The sequence below is a fragment of the Bradyrhizobium sp. 1(2017) genome, assembly GCF_011602485.2.
GTDB lineage: Bacteria > Pseudomonadota > Alphaproteobacteria > Rhizobiales > Xanthobacteraceae > Bradyrhizobium.
The window spans coordinates 2125025-2147750 of record NZ_CP050022.2 but is presented as its reverse complement, the minus strand read 5'-3'; the positions used below and the strand labels follow the sequence as shown (position 1 = coordinate 2147750).

General features: G+C 65.7%; 20 protein-coding genes. 14 read left to right on the top strand and 6 right to left on the bottom strand.

From position 1 onward, the window contains the following. Nucleotides 1-4: 4 nt before the first annotated feature. Nucleotides 5-1123, bottom strand: a complete 1119-nt coding sequence (gene mutY, locus HAP40_RS10255; protein ID WP_166817918.1) for an A/G-specific adenine glycosylase — start codon at nucleotides 1121-1123, stop codon at nucleotides 5-7. A 199-nt stretch (nucleotides 1124-1322) separates the two neighbouring features. On the opposite strand from mutY, the gene HAP40_RS10250 reads away from it, so the two are divergent. The 8 genes from HAP40_RS10250 to HAP40_RS10215 all read left to right on the top strand — a co-directional run bounded on the left by HAP40_RS10250 (nucleotide 1323) and on the right by HAP40_RS10215 (nucleotide 11122). Beyond that, a complete protein-coding gene (locus HAP40_RS10250) occupies nucleotides 1323-1814 on the top strand; it encodes a DUF721 domain-containing protein (protein ID WP_166817919.1) in 492 nt (163 codons plus the stop codon). A 139-nt stretch (nucleotides 1815-1953) separates the two neighbouring features. After that, entirely contained in the window at nucleotides 1954-2610 is a 657-nt protein-coding gene (locus HAP40_RS10245; protein ID WP_166817920.1) for a DsbA family protein, read from the top strand. Nucleotides 2611-2827: 217 nt separating this feature from the next. After that, entirely contained in the window at nucleotides 2828-6292 is a 3465-nt protein-coding gene (smc, locus tag HAP40_RS10240; protein ID WP_166817921.1) for a chromosome segregation protein SMC, read from the top strand. A gap of 111 nt (nucleotides 6293-6403) precedes the next feature. Then, complete coding sequence (locus tag HAP40_RS10235) at nucleotides 6404-7381, top strand: small ribosomal subunit Rsm22 family protein (protein ID WP_166817922.1); 978 nt, start codon at nucleotides 6404-6406, stop codon at nucleotides 7379-7381. A 137-nt stretch (nucleotides 7382-7518) separates the two neighbouring features. Then, on the top strand, nucleotides 7519-8079 hold the full coding sequence (locus HAP40_RS10230) for a LemA family protein (protein WP_166817923.1): 561 nt from the start codon (nucleotides 7519-7521) through the stop codon (nucleotides 8077-8079). 132 nt (nucleotides 8080-8211) lie between these two features. Continuing rightward, complete coding sequence (locus HAP40_RS10225) at nucleotides 8212-9423, top strand: M48 family metallopeptidase (RefSeq protein ID WP_166817924.1); 1212 nt, start codon at nucleotides 8212-8214, stop codon at nucleotides 9421-9423. 217 nt (nucleotides 9424-9640) lie between these two features. Then, entirely contained in the window at nucleotides 9641-10393 is a 753-nt protein-coding gene (locus tag HAP40_RS10220; RefSeq protein WP_166817925.1) for a hypothetical protein, read from the top strand. 60 nt (nucleotides 10394-10453) lie between these two features. Continuing rightward, nucleotides 10454-11122, top strand: coding sequence for a hypothetical protein (locus tag HAP40_RS10215; protein ID WP_166817926.1), 669 nt, complete (start codon nucleotides 10454-10456; stop codon nucleotides 11120-11122). 33 nt (nucleotides 11123-11155) lie between these two features. On the opposite strand, the gene HAP40_RS10210 is transcribed toward HAP40_RS10215, so the two are convergent. The 5 genes from HAP40_RS10210 to petA all read right to left on the bottom strand — a co-directional run bounded on the left by HAP40_RS10210 (nucleotide 11156) and on the right by petA (nucleotide 17895). Further along, nucleotides 11156-11695, bottom strand: coding sequence for an adenine phosphoribosyltransferase (locus HAP40_RS10210; protein ID WP_166817927.1), 540 nt, complete (start codon nucleotides 11693-11695; stop codon nucleotides 11156-11158). 143 nt (nucleotides 11696-11838) lie between these two features. Then, on the bottom strand, nucleotides 11839-14004 hold the full coding sequence (locus tag HAP40_RS10205; protein WP_166817928.1) for an anthranilate synthase component I: 2166 nt from the start codon (nucleotides 14002-14004) through the stop codon (nucleotides 11839-11841). A gap of 410 nt (nucleotides 14005-14414) precedes the next feature. After that, entirely contained in the window at nucleotides 14415-15089 is a 675-nt protein-coding gene (locus HAP40_RS10200) for a dienelactone hydrolase family protein (protein ID WP_166817929.1), read from the bottom strand. A gap of 140 nt (nucleotides 15090-15229) precedes the next feature. Next, complete coding sequence (fbcH, locus tag HAP40_RS10195) at nucleotides 15230-17302, bottom strand: cytochrome b/c1 (protein WP_166817930.1); 2073 nt, start codon at nucleotides 17300-17302, stop codon at nucleotides 15230-15232. Between the two features lie 62 nt (nucleotides 17303-17364). Continuing rightward, a complete protein-coding gene (gene petA / locus HAP40_RS10190; RefSeq protein ID WP_166817931.1) occupies nucleotides 17365-17895 on the bottom strand; it encodes a ubiquinol-cytochrome c reductase iron-sulfur subunit in 531 nt (176 codons plus the stop codon). 279 nt (nucleotides 17896-18174) lie between these two features. Between petA and HAP40_RS10185 the strand changes: the two genes are divergently transcribed. The 6 genes from HAP40_RS10185 (at nucleotide 18175) to HAP40_RS10160 (ending at nucleotide 22698) form a co-directional block, all read left to right on the top strand. Continuing rightward, nucleotides 18175-18642: a tRNA (cytidine(34)-2'-O)-methyltransferase gene (locus HAP40_RS10185; RefSeq protein ID WP_166817932.1), complete on the top strand. Its 468-nt coding sequence runs from the start codon at nucleotides 18175-18177 to the stop codon at nucleotides 18640-18642. Nucleotides 18643-18664: 22 nt separating this feature from the next. Continuing rightward, nucleotides 18665-19297: a 7-carboxy-7-deazaguanine synthase gene (gene queE / locus HAP40_RS10180; RefSeq protein ID WP_166817933.1), complete on the top strand. Its 633-nt coding sequence runs from the start codon at nucleotides 18665-18667 to the stop codon at nucleotides 19295-19297. 17 nt (nucleotides 19298-19314) lie between these two features. Continuing rightward, nucleotides 19315-19680, top strand: coding sequence for a 6-pyruvoyl trahydropterin synthase family protein (locus tag HAP40_RS10175; protein WP_166819555.1), 366 nt, complete (start codon nucleotides 19315-19317; stop codon nucleotides 19678-19680). A gap of 15 nt (nucleotides 19681-19695) precedes the next feature. Continuing rightward, the gene (gene hemF / locus HAP40_RS10170; RefSeq protein WP_414645395.1) at nucleotides 19696-20583 is read left to right on the top strand and encodes an oxygen-dependent coproporphyrinogen oxidase; all 888 of its coding nucleotides are present in this window, start codon (nucleotides 19696-19698) and stop codon (nucleotides 20581-20583) included. After that, nucleotides 20574-21323 carry an HAD family hydrolase gene (locus HAP40_RS10165; RefSeq protein ID WP_166817934.1) on the top strand — a complete coding sequence of 250 codons (750 nt, stop codon included), beginning with the start codon at nucleotides 20574-20576 and terminating at the stop codon, nucleotides 21321-21323. Before hemF ends, HAP40_RS10165 begins: the two co-directional genes overlap by 10 nt. Before the next feature lie 322 nt (nucleotides 21324-21645). Next, nucleotides 21646-22698 (top strand): hypothetical protein, encoded by a 1053-nt coding sequence (locus tag HAP40_RS10160; protein WP_166817935.1) that lies wholly within the window; start codon nucleotides 21646-21648, stop codon nucleotides 22696-22698. Nucleotides 22699-22726: the final 28 nt, after the last annotated feature.

Genomic DNA, 22726 nt, shown 5'->3' with positions numbered 1-22726 from the left:
CGGCTCAGTCCAGGGCGTGCGCGATCACCTTGCGCATGACATTGGGCAGCGCTTCATCGGCAAGGGTCGCAATCGACACCCAGCGCATACCCGCGGGCGCGCGGGTGCGGGCCTCGACCTTCGCGGTGTAGACCACCAACTCCAGCGGAAAGTGCGTGAAGACGTGGGTGACCACGCCCACCTTGCGCTGCCAGCGCGTCAGTCCTTTCAAGTCCGGCGCCTGCAGCTTCGCCGCCGCGTCGTCCTGGCCGGCGAGCCAATCCGAGCCCGGCACTTCGGTCATGCCGCCGAGCAGGCCCTTTTCAGGCCGACTGCGGACGAGCAACTCATCGCCGCGCGTCACGACGAAGGCGGCGCCGCGCCGCAGCGTCCCGCTCTTCTTCGGCGCCTTGCGCGGAAACGTTTCCTGCGTGCCCTGCGCACGCGCGACGCAATCCTCGTTCAGCGGGCACAGCGAGCAGGCCGGTTTCTTCGGCGTGCAGATCGAGGCGCCCAGATCCATCAGCGCCTGCGCGCTATCGCCAGCGCGAGACTTCTCGTCGCCTGTGCGGGAGTTGGCAAGCAGCGTTGCCGCCAGTTGCTGGATCAGCGGCTTGGCTTGCGGGAGCTCCTCTTCAACGGCAAAGAGCCGCGACACCACGCGTTCGATATTGCCGTCGACCGGCATGGTGTGGCGATCGAAGGCGATGGCGGCAATCGCCGCCGCCGTATACGGCCCGATCCCCGGCAGCGCGCGCAGGCCTTCCTCGGTATCAGGAAACACACCGCCATGCTCCTGCGTCACCGCGACCGCACAGGCATAGAGATTACGTGCGCGCGAATAGTAGCCCAGCCCGGCCCACATCCGCAGCACGTCATCCTGCGAGGCCTGTCCCAGCGCCGTGACGTCTGGCCAGCGCGAGACGAATTTTTCGAAATAGGGACCGACCGCCTTCACCGTGGTCTGCTGGAGCATGATCTCCGACAGCCAGACCCGGTAAGGATCCGACATCTCGCCGGGCGCGGCGCGCCAGGGCAGCCGGCGACGGTGGCGGTCGTACCAGGCGAGCAGCAAGGCGGGGCGAGCCGAACCTCCCGACTGAACTGGTTCCGACTTGGCCTTAAGCGCAGATTTCGGGCTCATGCTCTGACTGTAGCGACCTCGCGCCGATCTCTCCACGTCATGCCCGCGCTCGTCGCGGGCATCCACGTCTTTCTTCGCAGGAAGACCGTGGATGGCCGGGACATAGGCGAGCGGGAGCGACGCCGTCCTTCGGACGGCTATGCCCGGCCATGACGGCTGAGAACCTGCCGGTTGCACGCGGTGATGCTATAAGTCCCCCATGTCCAAATTTCCTCCCAAGCCCGGTCCCATCAGCGCCAAGCCGCTGTCGCTCCTGCTCAACGACGTCTTTGCCGAGGCCTATGCCAAGCAGGGCTTTGCGGCGCGCGAGCTGGTGACGCGGTGGGCACAGATCGCCGGGCCCGAGATCGCGGCCCATGCCGAGCCGCTCAAGATGCAATGGCCGCGGCCGGTGGAGGGCCAGCCGCAGGAGCCCGCGACCCTGGTGCTGCGGGTCGAGGGGCCGATGGCGCTGGAGATCCAGCACTCCGCCGACGTGATCCTGGAGCGGGTCAACCGCTTCTTCGGCTGGAGCGCGGTCGGCAAGCTAGCCTTCCGCCAGGCCCCGCTGTCGCGCACCCGGCGGCCGGTGCGCCCCGGGCCGCCCGACCCCAACGCGGTCGCCAAAGTGGCCGAAAGCCTGACCGATATCGAAGATGAACAATTGAAGACAGCGCTGGCCCGGCTCGGGGCCGCCATCAAGCGAAATTGAGCCTCATTTCGCGGCCAATCTGGACCCTGACTTGCCGCTCGCCATTGCCTCTATCGACGTTTCAAGCTAGCGACAGGCCGTCCAGGCGGGAACCTGATAGACCCCTGGGGCGACATTTTTGCCAATTCTGGAGCCGACCGTGATCATCACCCGCCGCGCCTTCACCACGATGCTGTCGCTGACCGGGCTTGCCGCGCTCGCCGGATTCTCACCGCTGCGGCTGGTCTCTGAAGCCATGGCACAGTCCGCCGCCGATGTGGCCAAGCCCGTGTCGCTGCCCGACATGGCGCTCGGTCCGAACGATGCCGCCGTCACCATCACCGAATATGCCTCGATGACCTGCCCGCATTGCGCGGCCTTCAACGAGCAGGTGTTCCCCAAGATCAAGAAGGAATACATCGACACCGGCAAGGTGCGTTACGTCTTCCGGGAGTTCCCGCTCGACATCAAGGCCGCGGCGGGCTCGATGCTGTCGCGCTGCATCGCCAATGGCGACGCGCCGAAATACTTCGCCGTCACCGACATGCTGTTCCGCCAGCAGAGCGACTGGGTGTTGAAGAACACCACCGAGACCCTGACGCGGATCGGCAAGCAGGCCGGTCTCACCCAGCAGCAGGTCGAAGCCTGCCTGAAGGACCAGGCACTGCTCGACAAGATCGCCGCCGACCAGAAATACGCCAGCGACGTGCTGAAGGTGGATTCGACGCCGACCTTCTTCATCAACGGCGAGAAGATCAAGGGCGAGGGCTCGTTCGAGGAATTCGCCAAGCGGATCAATCCGCTGCTCAAGAGCTGATTCGCTCGCAACAATCCTGATTCGCGCACTCAAAGCCGTATCCTTCCCGGCATAAATCCCTTGGGAAAAGCGGCTTTCGCCGGTTGCCCTCGCGGCGCACCGCGGCCATTGTCCAGCCGCACGAGCCGCCTTGCGCGACTCGGCCAGACAGCGACATTGCCATCCATGGTATTGTCCCGGCAGGGAGATTCGCGCCTGCCAACAGAGATGCGTGCTTATGAAAATCACCCGCCTGCGCCTTCACGGTTTCAAGTCCTTCGTTGAGCCCACGGACTTCGTCATCGAGCCCGGCCTGACCGGCGTGGTCGGCCCCAACGGCTGCGGCAAGTCGAATCTCGTCGAGGCGCTGCGTTGGGCGATGGGCGAGACCTCGTACAAGTCGCTGCGCGCCGCCGACATGGACGCGGTGATCTTCGCCGGCTCCGGCAACCGTCCCGCGCGCAACCACGCCGAAGTGACGATGACGATCGACAACGCCGATCGCACCGCGCCGGCGGCGATGAACGACAGCCAGCTTCTCGAAATCTCCCGCCGCATCGAGCGCGAGGCAGGCTCGGTCTATCGCATCAACGGCCGCGACGTGCGCGCCCGCGACGTGCAGATCCTGTTCGCCGATGCCGCCACCGGCGCGCGTTCGCCCGCCCTCGTCCACCAGGGCAAGATCGGCGAGATCATCCAGGCCAAGCCCGAGCAGCGCCGCCGCGTGCTGGAAGACGCCGCCGGCGTCGCCGGCCTGCATGCCCGCCGCCACGAGGCCGAGCTGCGGCTGAAGGCGGCCGAAACCAACCTCACCCGCGTCGAGGACGTGATCGGCCAGCTCTCCGGCCAGATGGAAGGCCTGAAGAAGCAGGCCCGCCAGGCCGTGCGCTACCGCGAAGTCGCGGCCAAGGTGCGCAAGGCCGAGGCCACCCTGTTCCACCTGCGCTGGATCGGCGCCCATGCCGACGTCAACGAATCCGGCCAGACCCATGACATCGCCGTCCGCGAGATGGCGGAACGCACCCAGCATCAGGCCGAGGCCGCCCGCATCCAGGCGATCCGCGCCGCCGAAATGCCGGCCCTGCGCGATGCCGAGGCGCGCGCCGCGGCCGGGCTGCAGCGCCTGACCAACGCCCGCGAGTTGCTCGACCGCGAAGAGGAGCGCGCCAAGGAGCGCGTCGCCGAGCTCGAGCGCCGTCTCGCCCAGTTCGAAGGCGACATTTCCCGTGCTCAGCAACAAACCATGGACGCCGACGTCGCGCTGCAACGGCTCGACACCGAAGACGCCGAGCTGAAGGAAGAGATCAAGTCGCGTGTCGAGAAGCGCTCCGGCGTCGACGAACGCGTCGCGGAAGCCGAAGCGGTGCTGACCGAAACCGAGCAGCGCTTCGCCGAGCTCACCACCGCGCTCGCCGACCTTACCGCCAAGCGCAACCAGCTCGAGGCCAATGTCCGCACCCATCGCGACAAGCTCGCCCGGCTCGACCAGGAGATCGCGAATGTCGTCGCGGAAGAGCAGAAGCTCGCAGCCGAGACCGGCGGCTTCGGCGACCTCGACGAGCTGACCGCACTGGTCGAGACCGCGGAGCAGACGCTGGCTGCTTCGGAAGCCGCCGCGCAAGCGAGCGAAGCCGCGCACGTTGCCGCCCGCCAGACGCTGGAATCCTCGCGCTCACCGCTGGTCGAAGCCGACAAGCGCGCACAGCGGCTCGAAACCGAGGCGCGCACGATCTCCAAGATCCTCAACGGCGAGACCAAGAATCTGTGGCCGCCGATCATCGACGGCATCACCGTCGACAAGGGTTTTGAAAAGGCGATCGGCGCTGCCCTCGGCGACGATCTCGACGCGCCGGTCGATCCGTCGGCGCCGATGCGCTGGACCAATGCCGGGGTCACCGACGGCGATCCCGAGCTGCCCGAAGGCGTCGTGCCGCTCGCCAATCACGTGCAGGCGCCGGCCGAGCTGGCGCGCCGTCTGGCGCAGATCGGCGTCGTGCCGCGCGAGCGCGGCGCCGAGCTGGTCTCGCAGCTCAAGACCGGCCAGCGGCTGGTCTCGCCCGAAGGCGACGTCTGGCGCTGGGACGGCTTCGTCGCCGCGGCTCACGCGCCGACCGGCGCCGCGCGGCGGCTGGCCGAGCGCGCCCGCCTCGTCGACATCGAGAACGAGCTCGAGCAGGCCCGCATCGACGCGCAGATCAAGCGCCAGGCGCTGGAGAATGCCGAGTCCGAGCTGCAGATGGCTGCCAGCACCGAAGGCGCCAGCCGCGAAGCCTGGCGCGCCGCGCAGCGCGAGTTCAACTCCGCGCGCGAGCGCCATGCCACCGCCGAGCGCGAGATCAGCCGCCACGCCGCGCGCAAGGCGACGCTGTCGGAAGCGCACAGCCGCCTTGCCGCCGACCGCGCCGAGGCCGAGGCCGCCTACGAATACGCCGAAGCCGGGATCTCCGAGCTGCCGTCGAGCGAGGACACCGAGACCCGCCTCGCTGCCGTCCGCAGCGACATCGAGGGCCACCGTCGCATGGCCGCGCAGGTCCGCGCCGAGGCGCAGGCGCTGGCGCGCGAGGCCGAGCTGGCCGACCGCCGCGTGCAGGCGATCCTCGCCGAGCGCACCGAGTGGCAGAACCGCAAGGAGAGCGCGGCCTCCCACATCGACACCATCCAGGCCCGCATTGCCGAACTCACGATCGAGCGCAGCGAGCTCGAGAACGCGCCGGCCGTGTTCGCCGAGAAGCGCAGCGCGCTGATCACCGAGATCGAATACGCCGAGAACGACCGCCGCATGGCCGCCGACGCGCTCGCCACCGCGGAGACCGCGATGGCCGAGACCGATCGCGTCGCCAAGCTGACGCTGGAGGCGCTCTCGAGCTCCCGCGAGGCCACCGCCCGCGCCGAGGAGCGCATGGAAGGCGCGCGGCGCCGGCTCGAGGACATCGAGCGCGAGATCCGCGACATGCTCGAGGTCGAGCCGCAGGCCGTCGCCGGCCTCGCCGAGCTCGAGCCCGGCGCCGAGCTGCCGCCGCTGCACGACATCGAGGAGGACCTCGAGAAGATGCGCCGCGACCGCGAGCGCCTCGGCGCAGTGAACTTGCGCGCCGAGGAAGAGCTGCGCGAGGTCGAGACCCAGCACACCGGCCTCGTCACCGAGCGTGACGACCTGGTTGAGGCCATCAAGCGGCTGCGCCAGGGCATCCAGAGCCTCAACAAAGAGGCGCGCGAGCGGTTGCTGACCTCGTTCGAGGTCGTCAACGACCACTTCAAGCGCCTGTTCGTCGAGCTGTTCGGCGGCGGCGAGGCCGCGCTGCACCTGATCGAGAGCGACGACCCGCTGGAAGCCGGTCTCGAAATCATTGCCAAGCCGCCGGGCAAGAAGCCGCAGACGCTGTCGCTGCTCTCGGGCGGCGAGCAGGCGCTGACCGCGATGGCGCTGATCTTCGCGGTGTTCTTGACCAACCCTTCGCCGATCTGCGTGCTGGACGAAGTCGACGCACCGCTCGACGACCACAATGTCGAACGGTATTGCAACCTGCTGCACGAGATGACCGGCTCGACCGACACGCGCTTCATCATCATCACGCACAATCCGATCACGATGGCGCGGATGAACCGCCTGTTCGGCGTCACCATGGCCGAGCGCGGCGTCTCGCAGCTCGTCTCGGTGAGCCTGGCCGAGGCCGTGGACATTCTCGACCAGAACGTGGCGTGACATCTCTGCCGTCATTCCGGGGCTCGCGCAGCGAGAACCCGGAATCTCGCGCTACAATCTCTGGATTCCGGGTTCGCGCTTCGCGCGCCCCGGAGTGACGCGAGGTTGTCGATGATCGCTCCCACCCTCCCCGCCGAACTGAAAGCCGCCCTCGACGCCAAGCTCCAGGGCTTTTCGCGCACCGACGCCGCACAACGATCTCAGAAAATCTCGACGGCCTATCGCGCCGGTGGCGGCTCCGGCACGATCAAGTCGGAAGCCGATGCGCTCGCTTACGCGTTGGCACGGATGCCGGCCACGTATGCAGCGGTGGCCGCGAGCCTCAACGCGCTGACCGAGATCGCGCCCGGCCTTGCGCCGGAGACGCTGCTCGACGTCGGGGCAGGCCCGGGCACCGCGACCTGGGCGGCCGCCGAAGCCTTCCCGTCGCTACAGGATTTCACGCTGCTGGACGTCAACGCCACGCTGAGCCGGCTCGCGCTCGATCTGGCACGCGACAGCTCGCGTCTGGCGGAGTGCCGCCATCTGCCCGGTGATGCCGGCGGCAACCTCGCCGAGGTCTCGCAAGCCGATCTCGTCATCGCCAGCTACGTCATCGGCGAGCTCGGCGAGGCCGATCAGCGGAAGCTCACCGAAGCGATGTGGGCAAAAGCGCGCCACGCTCTGGTCGTGATCGAGCCCGGCACACCCGCCGGCTATGCCCGCATCCTCGCGCTGCGCCAGCAATTGATCGCCGCAGGTGCGTCCGTCGCCGCGCCCTGCCCGCACGAAAAGCCCTGCCCGCTCACCGCACCGGACTGGTGCCATTTCAGCCAGCGCCTGCCGCGCTCGCAGGCGCACCGCCAGATCAAGGGCGCCGACGTACCGTTCGAGGACGAGCGCTTCATCTACGTTGCCCTGACCCGGACACCACCCGCCGCGCGTGCTGCGCGCGTGCTGGCACCGCCGGATGTCGGCAAAGCCGGGATCACGGCGAAGCTCTGCACGGAGACTGGGATCGCACTGACGAACGTCCCCCGACGCGACAAGCCTGCCTATGCCGATGCCAGGCGCTGGCGTTGGGGCGAGGCGATCATGTCCGAAAGTTAACCTCGCCAGCCGTTCGTTCCTTGAACTTGAACGGCCACTCACTCGACCAAATCCTACCTCCCCTCCGCGACCGGCTCTCGTTTCGCGCCAATTTGGTCTACCCTAGCGCCCGCCTTCTTCCCCTTCAGGAGTTCTCCATGTCGACCGGCTGGATCGTTCTCGGCGTCATCGTCGTCCTCGTGCTGTTCGCCTTCAGTGCCTACAACCGCCTGGTGGCGCTGAGCCAGCGCGTCGGCCAGGCCTTTGCCGACATCGACGTGCAGCTCAAGCAGCGCCACGACCTGATCCCGAACCTGGTCGAGACCGTGAAGGGCTATGCCTCGCACGAGCGCGGCACGCTCGACGACGTCATCAAGGCGCGCAACTCGGCGATGTCGGCGCAGGGGCCGGCGCAGGTGTCCGCCGCCGAGAACCAACTCTCAGGCGCGCTCGGCCGGCTGATCGCGCTGTCGGAGGCCTATCCCGACCTCAAGGCCAACGCCAATTTCCAGCAGCTCGCATCCGAGCTCTCCGATATCGAGAACAAGATCGCGGCCAGCCGCCGCTTCTTCAACAACGCGGTCCAGGAATACAACACCGGCATCCAGCAGTTACCCGCCGCCTTGTTCGCCGGCATGTTCGGCTTCACCAAGAAGGACTTCTTCGATCTCGGCGCCAGCCGCACCGAGGTCGAGGCGACGCCGCAGGTGAAGTTCTGACCTTGCCTCGCCTCTGTCATTCCGGGGCGCGTCGCAGACGCGAACCCGGAATCTCGATCGAGCTCCCAAGCTCGGGATTCCGGGTTCGATGCTGTCGCATCGCCCCGGAATGACAGGGAAACGGAAACAGTCATGGCCGCGTATGGTCTCTACACGCACATCGCCTCGAACAAGTTTCGTTCGATGCTGCTGCTCGCCGGCCTGTTCATGCTGGTCTATGTGCTGGTCTATGCCGGCGCGCTGGTGGCCGAGGTCGTCAGCAACGGCAATGGCACGGTCGCCTATTATCTGAGCCGCGCCTTTTCCGACCTGCTCAAGGCCGCGCCCTTCGCGACCATTGCGGCGCTCGCCTGGATCGCGATCGCCTATTTCTTCCACCAGTCGATGATCGATGCGGTGACCGGCGGCCACGGCGTCACCCGGCAAGAAGAGCCGCGGCTCTACAATCTGCTCGAAAATCTCTGCATCTCGCGCGGCATCACCATGCCGAAGCTGAAGATCATGGAGAGCCCGGCGCTGAACGCGTTCGCGACCGGCCTCAACCCGCGGCAATATTCCATCACCGTCACCACCGGCCTGCTCGATGCGCTGAACGACAAGGAGATCGAGGCGGTGCTGGGCCACGAGCTGACCCACATCAAGAACGGCGACGTGCAGCTCATGGTGGTCGCCGTCATCATCGCCGGCGTGGTCGGCTTCTTCGGCGAACTGTTCTTCCGCCTGTTCACGAATCTCAACTGGAGCTCCAGCTCCGGCGGCTCCTGGTCCTCAGGCTCCTCCTCGTCGTCGCGGTCGTCCTCGTCCAGCAACGACAGCAAGAGCTCCGGCGGCGGCGCGGTGATCGTCATCGTCATCGCGGTCGTGCTGATCGTGCTGGCTTGGCTGCTGTCGCAGGTGGTCAAGCTCGCGCTGTCGCGGTCGCGCGAATATCTCGCCGACGCGGGCTCGGTCGAGCTGACGAAGGATCCCGACGCGATGATCTCGGCGCTTCGCAAGATCGAGGGCCGCGGCGAGCTGCCGGGCGCGACTTCGGCCGTGATGGAGCTCTGCGTCGACAATCCCCGCGAAGGCTTTGCTGATCTGTTCGCGACCCACCCCTCGGTTCCGGCCCGGATCGACGCGCTGGTCAAGTTTGCCGGCGGTCACGACCCCGGCCCCTTGCCGGCGCTCACCGCTGACACCGATGAGCCGGGAGCGCAAACCGACCGGCGGGACGCCCCGCCGCCGCTGCGCCATGGCCCGTGGGATGACGCCGACGCGCCGCCCGTGCCTGCACCCGGCCCCTCCGGAACCACAGCAAGCAATCCGACCGGCAATCCCATGGGACCCTGGGGCCGTCATTGAACGCGCGATTTCCGGCTCGCGCGGCGGGAGTTCGGTTGCCATTGGGAAAAACCTCGGGAATTGCCCCAACGATGGGCCGAGGATTTGAATTCTCCCTTGTTTCTGCCATGTTCGCGCCCAACAGCAGACTTGGGACATCCTTGGTACTTCCTTGGGACATCGATTTGGGGCCCGGCCGATTGCGACCTCGCGATCGGGGGCGCGTTAGGGGACAGCAATGGCAAAGCCGGCAGTGGTTGTGGTGGGCGCGGACAAGGGCGGGGTCGGCAAGACCACCGTGTCGCGAACCTTGCTCGATTATTTCTCAGCCAACAACGTGCCGACGCGCGCCTTCGACACGGAATCGCCGCGTGGAACCCTGAAGCGCTTCCACCCCGACATCACCGAGATCGTCGACATGACGACCACGGCCGACCAGATGAAGATTTTTGACACGCTCAACGCTGTCAGCCCTTCCGTCACTGTCATCGACGTCCGCGCCGGCCTGCTCTCGCCGGCTCTGGCGTCGCTGCGCGACATCGGCTTCCTCGACGCCGCCAAGGCCGGCCAGATCACCTTCGCGGTGTTCCATATCCTGGGACCCTCGATCGCCTCGCTGGAGGAGATCGCCGAGACCGCGGGTTTCATGAACGGCGCGAAATATTTCCTTGTGAAGAACTTCATCAACGACACCCAGTTCTTCCAGTGGGACCAGGCGACGTACAATTCCTATTTTCACCGCATCAAGGACGCGACCGAGCTGACCATCCCCAAGCTCAACGAAATGGCCTATGAGCAGGTCGAGGTCTCCTCGGTCCCGTTCCTGAAATTCGTCGCCAACAAGGGCATCAGCGATGAGGCCGCGAACTATTCGTTCGTGCTGCGCGGCTATGTCCGGCATTGGCTGGCCAACGTCTGGAGCGAATTCGACCGGATCCGGCTGACCGACATCGTCGGCTCGAAACCCGCCACCCGCAACAGCGAAAAATAGTTGCACAAGCAGGGCTGATACGGCTGGATTGGGCGGTGAGTTGGCCTGATATAGCTGTCGATGTCCGCGACCCCCGTCTACATCATCTGCTCGCCCCGCCCGCAGGTCGGCAAGACCCTGCTGGCGCGGCTCCTGAGCGAATTCCTGCTGCTCAAGAACGGCAACGTCGCGGCCTTCGACGTCAATCTGAAGGAGCCGTCGCTGCTCGACTACCTGCCGAAGGTCACGGAAACCGCCGACGTGATCGACACCTACGGCAAGATGCAGCTGATGGACCGTGTCATCGTCGATGACGGCCTCGCCAAGGTCATCGACCTCGGATTCCACGCCTTCGACGAGTTCTTCAAGATGACCGACGAGATCGGCCTCTTGAAGGAGGCCGCGCGCCGCCATGTGGCCCCGATGATCCTGTTCGTCGCCGACACCGACCGCGCCTCGGCCCGCGCCCACGAGATGCTGCGCGGGCAGATCCCGCGGATGAACCTGGTCACGGTGGACAACGAGCACGTCGTTCGTGGCGAGCTGCCGCCCGCGATGGCGGGGGGCCGGCTACTCCGCCTGCCGGCGCTGCCCGGCTTCCTCAAGACCTATATCGATCGGCTGAATTTTTCCTTCACCGGCTATCTGCGCCAGGAGAAGGATGCCTCGACCGAGCTGCACCAATGGACCCGGCGGAACTACATCGCCTTCCGGGAGCTCGAGCTCAGCCTGATCCTGCAGCGATCCTGATACCAAGACACCGGGACGGGAGTCTTCGCCCGCTCAATGCCCCTCGAACGTCATCAGCGTGCGCACCGGCAGGTCCATGGCGCGCAGCTTGGCGGCGCCGCCGAGCTCGGGCAGGTCGATGATGAAGCAGGCGGCGACGACGTTGGCTCCGATCTGGCGCAACAGCTTCACCGCGCCCTCCGCTGTGCCCCCGGTGGCGATGAGATCGTCGACCAGGATCACGCGCTCGCCGGGCTGGATCGCATCGACATGCATCTCCATCTCGTCGATGCCGTATTCGAGAGAGTACGCGATGCGCACGGTGGTGTGCGGCAGCTTGCCCTTCTTGCGGATCGGCACGAAGCCGGCCGAGAGCTGGTGCGCCACGGCCCCGCCGATGATGAAGCCGCGCGCCTCCATGCCGGCAACTTTGTCGATCTTGTTGCCGGCCCAGGGATTGACCAGCTCGTCCACCGCACGGCGGAAGGCGCGCGCATCCGCGAGCAAGGTCGTGATGTCGCGGAACATGATCCCGGGCTTCGGATAGTCCGGGATGGTGCGGACGCTCGCCTTCAGGTCGTGGTCAAAGGTCATGGTTATCTCGCTCTGGCTTTCCCACCGTCATTGCGAGCGAAACGAAGCAATCCAGATCTTCTCCGCGGCAGCGGTCTGGTTTGCTTCGTCGCCCGCGCAAAATTGCTTCGCAATTTGTCGCGGGCTCCTCGCAATGACGACACTCAATTCGCCCCGGCATCGAGCCGGAACGCATTCTCGACGATACGTAGTCCCACCTCGCCACCGAGCGACATCAGCGATTCCGGATGGAATTGCACGCCGGCGACCGGCAGGGTCTTGTGCTCGAGCGCCATGGCGACGCCGTCCTCGGTGCTGGCGGTGACATCAAGGACTGCGGGCATGCTGTCGCGCTCGACATAGAGCGAGTGATAGCGGCCGATGACGATCTCGTTCGGCAGATTGCGCATCAGGCGGCCGCCGCGCACCTGCACCCGCGAGGGCCGGCCGTGGGCGGGATGGGTGAGCTGGACGAGTTCGCCGCCGAAATATTCGCCGATCGCCTGCACGCCGAGGCAGACCCCGAACACAGGGAGCTTCTTCTCCAGCGCCGCATCGATGGTCGTCCTGATCGCGAAATCCTCCGGCCTGCCGGGACCGGGCGACAGCACCAACAGATCCCATTTCTTCTGCTCGAGCATGTCGATCGCATGCACATAGCGGACCACGGTGACGCTGGCGCCGACCTGGCGGAAATAGTCGGCGAGCATGTGCACGAAACTATCGTCGTGATCGATCAGCAGCACCTGCTTGCCGCTGCCGGTCGCATCCGGAGCGAAGGTCGACAGCGGCTTCGGCGGATCGCCGCGCAGCGCCTGAAACAGCGCCGCAGCCTTGACCTGACACTCGCGGTCTTCCGCGGCGGGATCGGAATCGAACAGACAGGTGGCGCCGACGCGCACTTCGGCGAGGCCATCCTTCATGCGGATGGTGCGGATCGTGAGGCCGGTGTTGATGCTGCCGTCGAAATTGACCGCGCCGATCGCGCCGGCGTACCAGCGCCGCGGCGAGCGCTCGTGGTCCTCGACGAACTGCATCGCCCAGAGCTTGGGCGCACCGGTCACGGTCACGGCCCAGGCATGGGTCAGGAACGCGTCGAGCGCGTCGAAGCCGGGGCGCAGCATGCCCTCGACGTGATCGACGGTGTGGAACAGCTTCGAATAAGTCTCGATCTGCCGCCGCGCCAGCACCTTGATGGTGCCGGGCACGCAGACGCGCGCCTTGTCGTTGCGGTCGACGTCGGTGCACATGTTGAGCTCGAACTCGTCCTTCTCCGAGTTCAGGAGCTGGCGGATCTGCTCGGCGTCGCCGATCGCATCCCTGCCGCGCGCGATCGTGCCCGAGATCGGGCAGGTCTCGACGCGGCGGCCGTCGGAGCGCACGAACATCTCCGGCGAGGCGGAGACCAGAAACTCGCCCTCGCCGAGATTCATCAGCGCGCCGTAGGGCGACGGATTGATGACGCAGAGGCGCTGGAAGACTTCGGCAGGCGAGCGGTCGCAGGGCTCGGCGAAGAGCTGGCCCGGCACGGCTTCAAAGAGATCGCCGCGCGCAAAGGCGGCGCGCGCGGTCTCGACCGTGGCCTGATATTCGCCGGGCGCGTGATCGGCAAAGCCCTGGCGCGGGGTCTTGAGATACGGGCTGTCCGCGGTCTCGCGCGGCAGACCCTCGGTGGATTTGCCCTTCCAGGCGAAATCGTAAGCGAGCACGACGCCGCGGCCGGTGGCGCGGTCATAGGCCAGCAGGCGATCGGGGACATAGAGCACGATGTCGCGCTGGTCGCTCTCTCGTGCACGCTTCTGCACGAGATCCTCGATCTGGAAGACGAGGTCGTAGGCGAAGGCGCCGAACAGTCCGAGCAGCCCGTCGTCATTGGCGGAAAAGGCGGCGACGAGATCCCGCACCAGCGACATCACGCTGGCCCGACGCGTACGCTGGTCCTCCTCGACCGGGGCTTCCCCGCGAATGATGTGGCCGGCGAGGCGCGAGGTCGTCTTCTCGGAGATCACCACGCAGGGCTCGTGCAGGACGTCGCCAAGGAAGGCGATCAGCACCTGCCCCCGCTCATTCAGCGCTTCCAGCTTGAAATTGACCCCTGTGGTCTCGAGCTTGAGCGGCGGATCGGAGAAGCCGAGATCGAAGCTCTCGTAGCGGCCGGGCACGGTCGTGCCGGAGGACAGCACCACGCCGCGGCGGCGGTCGAGCAGGCTGATGAGGTCGTCGAGCCGGCTGGCACCGCCAGTGAACTGCTCGGCCACGCGCGTGATCGCAAGACCTGCGCGGGTCACATAGTCGCTTCGAGCCGGAAGGGCAAAGACGGTCCTGTTCATGTGGTCCTCTTGGGGTCCTCTTACGAAACTTGCCGAGGGAACGCCACACAGGACAAACGATCGGGCCGCCGCGCTGTGCTGGCGACCTCAGACGATTTGGGAAAGGAAAATCGCACCGGCCACCTCGTCAGGAGGTGCGCCACCAAAGACGGGCTGGGCGGACGGCGGTGCTCATGGGGCGGATACTCACCATGGCGCGGGGGCGGCGTCAAGGGTGCGGCAAGGCCGTAGCCCGGATGAAGCGCATTGCAATCCGGAGTTCGTGCCACAAAGAGAACGTCCCGGGATTACGCTGCGTTTCATCTTGGCTACGGGCTAGAGGCCGCACCGCTTCCGAAGCGCGGCCATCTCCGCATCGGCCGCGAACTCGCCTCGGTCCGCCTCGGCTTCAGATTTGTCCTTCACGGACCTTACCCCAGATGCTTCCGGAAAAACTCCGTCGCACGGCCCCATGCGAGCTCGGCGGCTTCGCGGTCGTGCACGGCCTGGCGCTGCTCGTTGACGAAGGCGTGCTCGGCGTCATAGCGGAACAACTCCAGCGACTTGCCCGCGGCCTTCATGGCCTTTTCGAAGCCATCGACCAGCTCCGGCGTGCACCAATCGTCCTTGTTGGCGAAATGGGCCTGGAGCGGGATCTTGACGTCGGCCGGCTTGGCCGCCTGCTCCGGCGGGATGCCGTAGAACACGACGCCGGCCGCGAGCTCCGGGATCTTGGTCGCGCCGATGATGGTCACGGCGCCGCCGAGGCAGAAGCCTGTCAGTCCGACCTTGGCGCCGTTGCGCGACAGATATTGCGTGGCGCCGCGCACGGTTTGCGTGGTGGCGTCCATGAAGTCGAGCGAGTTCATCTCCTTGTTGGCGCTGTCCGTGTCGTGATAGGGCACCACCTTGCCCTTGTAGAGATCGGGCGCCAACGCGTCGAAGCCGGCGAGCGCAAAGCGGTCGCACAGGCCCTTGATCTGGTCCGACAGGCCCCACCATTCCTGGATCACGACCACGCCCGGCGCGTTGCCGCGCGCGGCATTGGCGAGATAGCCCGAGGCGTCCTTGCCGTCGGGACGCTTGAAGGTGATGGCGGTTCCCATGGTGTCCTCCAACGAGATTTGGGCGTTTGGCCGTATTCTGGCGATTGAGCGAGCGATACGCAATCGCGCCAAACAACACACTCTCGTGCCCAACAAAAAAGCCCCCTTGCGGGGGCTTCTTCATTCTCGTCTCACGCCGCTCAGTGCGAGTCGGCCCAGACCTTCTTCTTGGTGAAGTACATCAGGCCCACGAAGATGATCAGGAACACGAACACCTGGAAGCCAAGGCGCTTGCGCGCTTCCATGTGCGGCTCTGCGGTCCACATCAGGAACGTGGTGACGTCCTTGGCGTACTGCGCGACCGTGGCCGGCGAGCCGTCGTCATAGGTCACCTGGCCGTCGCTGAGCGGCTTCGGCATCTTGATCGCGTGGCCCGGGAAGAACTTGTTGTAATAGGAACCGTCCGGGATGGTGACGCCGTCCGGCGCCTTCTCCTCATAACCCTGGAGCACCGCGGCGACATAGTCAGGCCCCTGCTCCTGGTACTGGGTGAAGACGTCGAAGATGAACCAGGGGAAGCCGCGCTTGTAGGAGCGCGCCTTGGTGATCAGCGACAGGTCCGGCGGCGCCGCACCGCCATTCGCCGCACGCGCCGCCTGCTCGTTCGGGAACGGCGAGGGGAAATAGTCCGCCGGCCGGCCCGGCCGCTCGAACATGTCGCCGGCATCGTTCGGGCCGTCCTTGACCTTATACTCGGACGCGAACGCCGAGGCCTGCGCCACCGAATAGCCGGGGCCGCCAGGCTCGGCGAGGTTGCGGAAGGCGACGAAGGACAGGCCGTGGCAGCTGGCGCAGACCTCCTTGTAGACCTTCAGGCCGCGCTGGAGCGCGCCGCGGTCGAAGGTACCGAACGGACCCGCGAACGACCATTTGTTACCCGGCGGCTTGTCGCCGCCCTCCGAGGCTTTCGCGCTTTGGGTCGAGCCCGCGAACAACGAAGCGGCGAGCGCCAGCACGATCGCGGTCGAAACCATCGGCGTCGACCTGCTCCCGGTCTTGGCCAGCACCGCGTCCGAGATCGAGTTCGGAACCGGCCGCGGCTTCTCGATGCGCGCGAGCAGCGGCAGCACGATCAGGAAGTAGGCGAAGTAGCAGACCGTCAGGACCCGGCCGGCGACGACGTAGATGCCCTCCGGCGGCTGTGCGCCGAGATAGCCGAGCAGGATGCAGACCGCGACGAAGATCCAGAAGAACTGCTTGGCCAGCGGACGATACTTCGACGACCTGGTCCTCGCGCTATCGAGCCAGGGCAGGAAGCACAGGATGATGATCGCCCCGAACATCGCGATGACGCCGGCGAGCTTGTCCGGGATCGAGCGCAGGATCGCGTAGAACGGCAGGTAATACCATTCCGGCACGATGTGCGGCGGCGTCACGCCCGGGTTCGCCGGAATGTAGTTGTCGGCGTCGCCGAGATAGTTCGGCATGTAGAAGATGAACCAGGCGTACAGCAGCAGGAAGCACGACACGCCGAACATGTCCTTGATGGTGGCATGCGGCGTGAACGGCACCGTGTCCTTTTCCGTCTTCGGCTCGACGCCGTCAGGATTGTTCTGGCCGGCGACGTGCAGCGCCCAGACGTGGAGCACGACGACGCCCGCGATCACGAACGGCAACAGGTAGTGCAGCGAGAAGAAGCGGTTCAGCGTCGGGTTGCCGACCGCGTAGCCGCCCCACAGCAGCGTCACGATGCTCTCGCCGACATAGGGAATGGCCGAGAACAGGTTGGTGATGACGGTGGCGCCCCAGAAGCTCATCTGGCCCCACGGCAGCACGTAGCCCATGAAGCCGGTGGCCATCATCAGGAGGTAGATGATGACGCCGAGGATCCACAGCACCTCGCGCGGCTCCTTGTACGACCCGTAATAAAGGCCGCGGAACATGTGGACGTAGACGGCGACGAAGAACATCGAGGCGCCGACCGCGTGCATGTTGCGCAGCAGCCAGCCGAAGTTCACGTCACGGACGATCAGCTCGACCGACTTGAAGGCAAGATCGGCATTCGGCGTGTAGTGCATCGCCAGGATCACGCCGGTCAGGATCTGCATCCCCAGCATGAAGGAGAGGATGGCGCCGAAGGTCCACCAATAGTTCAGGTTACGCGGGGTGGGATAGGCGACGAAGGAGGAATGGATGAGACCAAAGATCGGCAGACGCCGCTCGATCCATTGCAGGGCCGGATTACTCGGCTGGTAGTCGGATGGTCCGCTCATGATGCGATCCTGAGGAAATAGTACGACGAGACGGCGCGAAGCTTCGGACTAGGGCCCGAAGCTCAGCCGATCTGGATTTTGGTGTCGGAAACGAATTGGTACGGCGGCACCGGCAGATTCGAGGGCGCAGGCCCCTGGCGGATGCGGCCGGACGAATCGTACTGCGACCCATGGCAGGGGCAGAAGAAGCCGTCGTAGTTGCCTTCATGAGCAATCGGGATGCAGCCGAGATGGGTGCAGATGCCGATGACGACCAGCCACTGCTCGTGACCGGCCTTGACCCGGGCCTCGTCGGTCTGCGGATCGGGCAGGCTCGCCACGTTGACGGCGCGCGCCTCGTCGATCTGCTTCTTGGTGCGGTGGCTGATGTAGATCGGCTTGCCGCGCCAGAACACCTTGATGTCCTGGCCCTCGGCGATCGGGCTGAGATCGACCTCGATCGGCGCACCGGCGGCGATGGTCGAAGCGTCCGGATTCATTTGAGAGATAAAGGGCCAGAGCGCAGCCGCGCCCCCTACTGCTGCAGCTGCCCCGGTTGCAACGAATAAGAAATCACGGCGTGTCGGATGGTCCGCCGAAGACGCTGTCGTCACGATTCCAACCCTTTCTTCTTATGCGACCGGTGGAACCGCTCCGGGGGGCGCCCATGAGGTCCCCGGAAAGGCTGCCGGCGCCCGCGGCCCCCCGCGGCGGCAGAACTTTGCTTGCTCACGCCCAAAATGGGGAAAACAGCAGTCCAGAATCGTTCTATTGGCACCCTTGCCGGGCGAGCGCAAGCCCGCTAACGGCGTGGGAGCGTGCAATGCACGAATTCCCGGGCGAGCGATGTTTTATTGAGACATTTCCGGCCCGCTTCGACCCTTGCCGAGCCCATGCAGATAGCGCTTTTTCAACCTGACATCGCTCAGAACACCGGCACGATTCTCAGGCTCTGTGCCTGCCTGGGCATCGCGGCCCACATCATCGAGCCCGCCGGCTTTCCCGTTTCGGACCGCTTGTTCCGCCGGGCGGGAATGGATTACCTCGACCATGTCAGCCTCGTCAGGCACGACTCCTGGGCGAGATTCGAGGATTGGCGCGCGACACATGGCTACCGCCTGCTGCTGTTCACCACCAAAGGGGCCACCGACTACCGCGATTTCCGTTACCAGACGTCGGACATCCTGCTATTCGGGCGCGAGAGCGCCGGCGTCACCGACGCGGTGGTCGAGGCCGCCGATGCCCGGCTGGTGATCCCGATCGCGCCGGGACTGCGGTCGCTCAATGTGGCCATGACCGCGGCGATGGCCGCCGGCGAGGCGCTGCGGCAGATCCGGAGCCCCGACGGCCCCAAGGACTGACCAAAGGATTGAGGAGAGAGATTTGAGTTACGCGGTCAAGGAAATCTTCCTGACCCTGCAAGGCGAAGGCGCCCATGCCGGGCGCGCGTCCGTGTTCTGCCGTTTTGCCGGCTGCAACCTCTGGAGCGGCCGCGAGGCCGACCGCAGCGAAGCGACCTGCAAGTTCTGCGACACGGATTTCGTCGGCACCGACGGCACGCTCGGCGGCCGCTACGCCTCCGCCGTGGAACTCGCCGACACCATCGCCGCGCAATGGACGGCATCCGCCGCCAACCGCTACGTGGTGCTGACCGGCGGCGAGCCGTTGCTCCAGGTCGACGCCGCCCTGATCGACGCGCTGCACGCGCGCGGCTTCGAGATCGGGGTCGAGACCAACGGCACGATCGAGCCGCCCGAGGGGCTCGACTGGATCTGCGTCAGCCCCAAGGGCGGCAGCGAGCTGGTGCTGCGCCGCGGCCACGAGTTGAAGCTGGTCTATCCGCAGGCGCTGGCGGCACCCGAGGCGTTCGAGGGCCTCGCCTTCGAGCGCTTCTCGCTGCAGCCGATGGACGGACCCGAGGTGGTCCAGAACACCGCACGCGCGATCGACTATTGCCTGCACCATCCGCAATGGCGGCTGAGCGTGCAGACGCACAAATCGCTCGGCATCAGATAGGATTGGTTTTCGAACAGATGTGGGAATTGACGAAATCATTCCGCTTCGAGGCGGCGCACTCACTGTCGGGCACGACGTTCGGGGCCGCGAGCGAAGAGATCCACGGCCACTCCTTCCGCGCCGAGGTGACGGTCCGCGGCACGCCCGACCCCAAGACCGGCATGGTGGTCGATCTCGGCCTGCTCCAGCGCGCCATCGAGGACGTGCGCTTGGTGCTGGACCACAAATACCTCAACAAGATCGAGGCGCTGGGCACCCCGACGCTGGAGAACCTGTCGCGCTTCGTCTGGGAACGGCTCGCCCATATCGGCACGCTGACCCGCGTCAGCATCCACCGCGATAGTTGCAACGAGAGCTGCACCTATTACGGTCCGCAGGGCTGACCAATGACATCCACGATGGACCCGACGCTGATCGACGACCGCAAGACCCGCGCCCGCGCCTGGTTCGAGCGCTTGCGCGACGACATCTGCGCGAGCTTCGAACGGCTCGAGGACGATGCGCCGCAAGGCCTCTATCCGGGCGAGGCCGGCCGCTTCAAGCGCACGCCCTGGCAGCGCACCGACCACACCGGCGCCGCCGGCGGTGGCGGCGTGATGTCGATGATGTCGGGCCGCCTGTTCGAGAAGGTCGGCGTGCACTGCTCGACCGTTCACGGCGAATTCGCCCCCGAATTCCGCGCGCAGATTCCGGGCGCCGCGGACGACCCGAAATTCTGGGCCTCCGGCATCTCGCTGATCGCGCATCTGCGCAATCCGCACGTGCCCGCCGTGCACATGAACACGCGCTTCGTCGTCACCACCAAGGCCTGGTTCGGCGGCGGCGCCGACCTCACGCCGGTGCTCGCGCGACGGCGGACGCAGGACGATGCCGACAGCATCGCCTTCCACGCCGCGATGAAGGAAGCCTGCGCGCAGCCGAACGGCGTTGCCGATTACGACAAGTACAAGAAGTGGTGCGACGAGTATTTCCACCTGCCCCACCGCAAAGAGGCGCGCGGCATCGGCGGCATCTTCTACGATTGGCACGACAGCGGCGACTGGGACGCCGACCTTTCCTTCACCCAGGACGTCGGCCGCGCCTTCCTGAAGATCTACCCCGAGATCGTCAGGCGCAATTTCGCCAGCGCCTGGACCGCCGACGACCGCGAGGAGCAGTTGATCCGGCGCGGACGCTATGTCGAGTTCAACCTGCTCTATGACCGCGGCACCATCTTCGGGCTGAAGACCGGCGGCAACGTGGATTCGATCCTGTCGTCGCTGCCGCCCGAGGTGAAATGGCCATGAGCCCAACAATGCCCCCGCTGCCGCGCGCCATGCTGATCGACATGGACGACACCATCCTGTCGGCCTATGGCCGGCCCGAGATCGCCTGGAACACGATCACCGCCGAGTTCGCAGAGGAGCTGGCGCCGCTGCCGCCGCCGCTGGTCGCAACCACGGTGCTCGCCTTTGCGCGAAACTTCTGGGCCAATGCGGAAGCCGCATGGCGGCTCAAGCTCGCCGAGGCCCGGCACCTCACCGTCAAGGGCGGCTTCGCCGCGCTTGCGGCCGCCGGCCATCGCGCTTTATCAGATGATCTCGCCATCCGTCTCGCCGATCGTTTCACCGCCTATCGCGAGGAGGAGATGTTCGTCTTCCCCGGCGCGCATGAGGCGATCGACAGGTTGAAGGCGCTCGGCATCAAGCTCGCTTTGGTGACCAACGGCGCCGCCGACACCCAGCGCGCCAAGGTCGAGCGCTTCGAGCTCGCGCACCGCTTCCACCACATCCAGATCGAGGGCGAGCACGGCTTCGGCAAGCCCGAGGAGCGCGCCTATCTGCACGCAATGGAGGCGCTGGGTGTCACCGCCAAGGACACCTGGATGATCGGCGACAACCTCGAATGGGAGGTCGTGACGCCGCAGCGCCTCGGCATCTATTCGATCTGGATCGACGTGCATGGCGACGGCCTGCCCGAAGGCTCGACGGTCAGGCCCGACCGCATCATCCGCTCGCTGACGGAACTGGTGCCGGTGCGGCCGTAACCACAGGGCAAACAAAATCCCGAAAAACAACCCCATGCACAGTAGCCGGCGCGCGCAAATTCAAGGGTTTGCGGATTTTACGAAATCACTTTGACACGTCGGGCAAAACACCGGCATCATGGCATCATCGCGATGCTTGCGATCGATCTCGTCGTGAGCTGCCTCCGCCCCCGGTGAGCTGCGGCCGCGTGCGCCGGCGCGACATCGGGCAGCCCCCCTGCCCCACTTGAAGTGAAGTGCTTCACAATCCGCAATCCGGGATTGCGGTACGTTCGCTCCCGGTACGCTCGCTCCCTATGGCGCGGGTGAGCTGGAGGCAACGATGGCGCAGGACAAGGAAGCAGCGCTCACGCAATCTCCGACCGTCAGACCATTGAGATGGCTGACGCAATTCGATCGCGGATTTACCCTCGTCAAGGGCCTCTCGCTGGTGACGGTGCTGAGCAGCCTCCTCGTCGGCTACTTTCAGTATCTGAACTCCTACCGGGAGAAGGTGAGCGCTCAGGCCAAGGAGAACATGCAGGCCGCGACCAAGACGTTCGACGATATCTCGACGAAGTTTTCCCAAGTGCAAGCATTGCAACAGCAGCTGTTTGCCGACTATTCGACCGCACTGGACGATCGCGCCGACGCCGACGAGCGAGCTGTTGCGGTCAAGAGCGCTCAGGACAATTTGAAGGACTACGAAACCGCCCAACGGGCCTTGTTCGAAACGGGTGAGTTGCTGGCACGCAATGCTCAAATGTACATCGACTGGGCGACGAACTTCAGCCGCGATCCGGCAGAACGGATTGCTCCGACCAGCGACCCACTCGACCAGACCTTGCTTCGCACCTATGACTTCGATTGCGAACACCATTTGCCGGAATTCATGACCTCGACGGCTGGCGCGGCGACCACCCCGCGCGGATCAGCCGAAGATGCCTGCTCGGTCGACGCGCGGTATAATTGGGACCCGCCCCATTCATACGTCGATATATGCCCCAAGAACCGGGAGAAGGCCGGGTCAAACGAGTCCGTCACGATTCACTGGTTCAGCGCAAAGCACCAGGTCGTGGTGATGCATTATTGCCTTCGCAACCTGCATGAAAAATTGGCGCCGATGCGCTCCTGGGCCGCGCACCCCGAAGCGAAGCCCGCAAGCCAGATGTCGGCGCAGACCGACCGCGACCGCATTCAGACCGCGATCGACTTTCAGGCCAAGCGGCTCAACGCCTTCATGAACCTCGCGACGTTCCACATGGACGGGATCCGCGAGACCTATCGTCCCGACAGCTTTGCCTGCCATGTCCCGGTCGTCACATCCATGGTGGGCCTCTTCAACGATGCCTGCACCCCGATCAAGACGACACCGATCATTGTCCTCCGGCGCTGATATCGCGCCAGAATCCTGGATGGTCCAC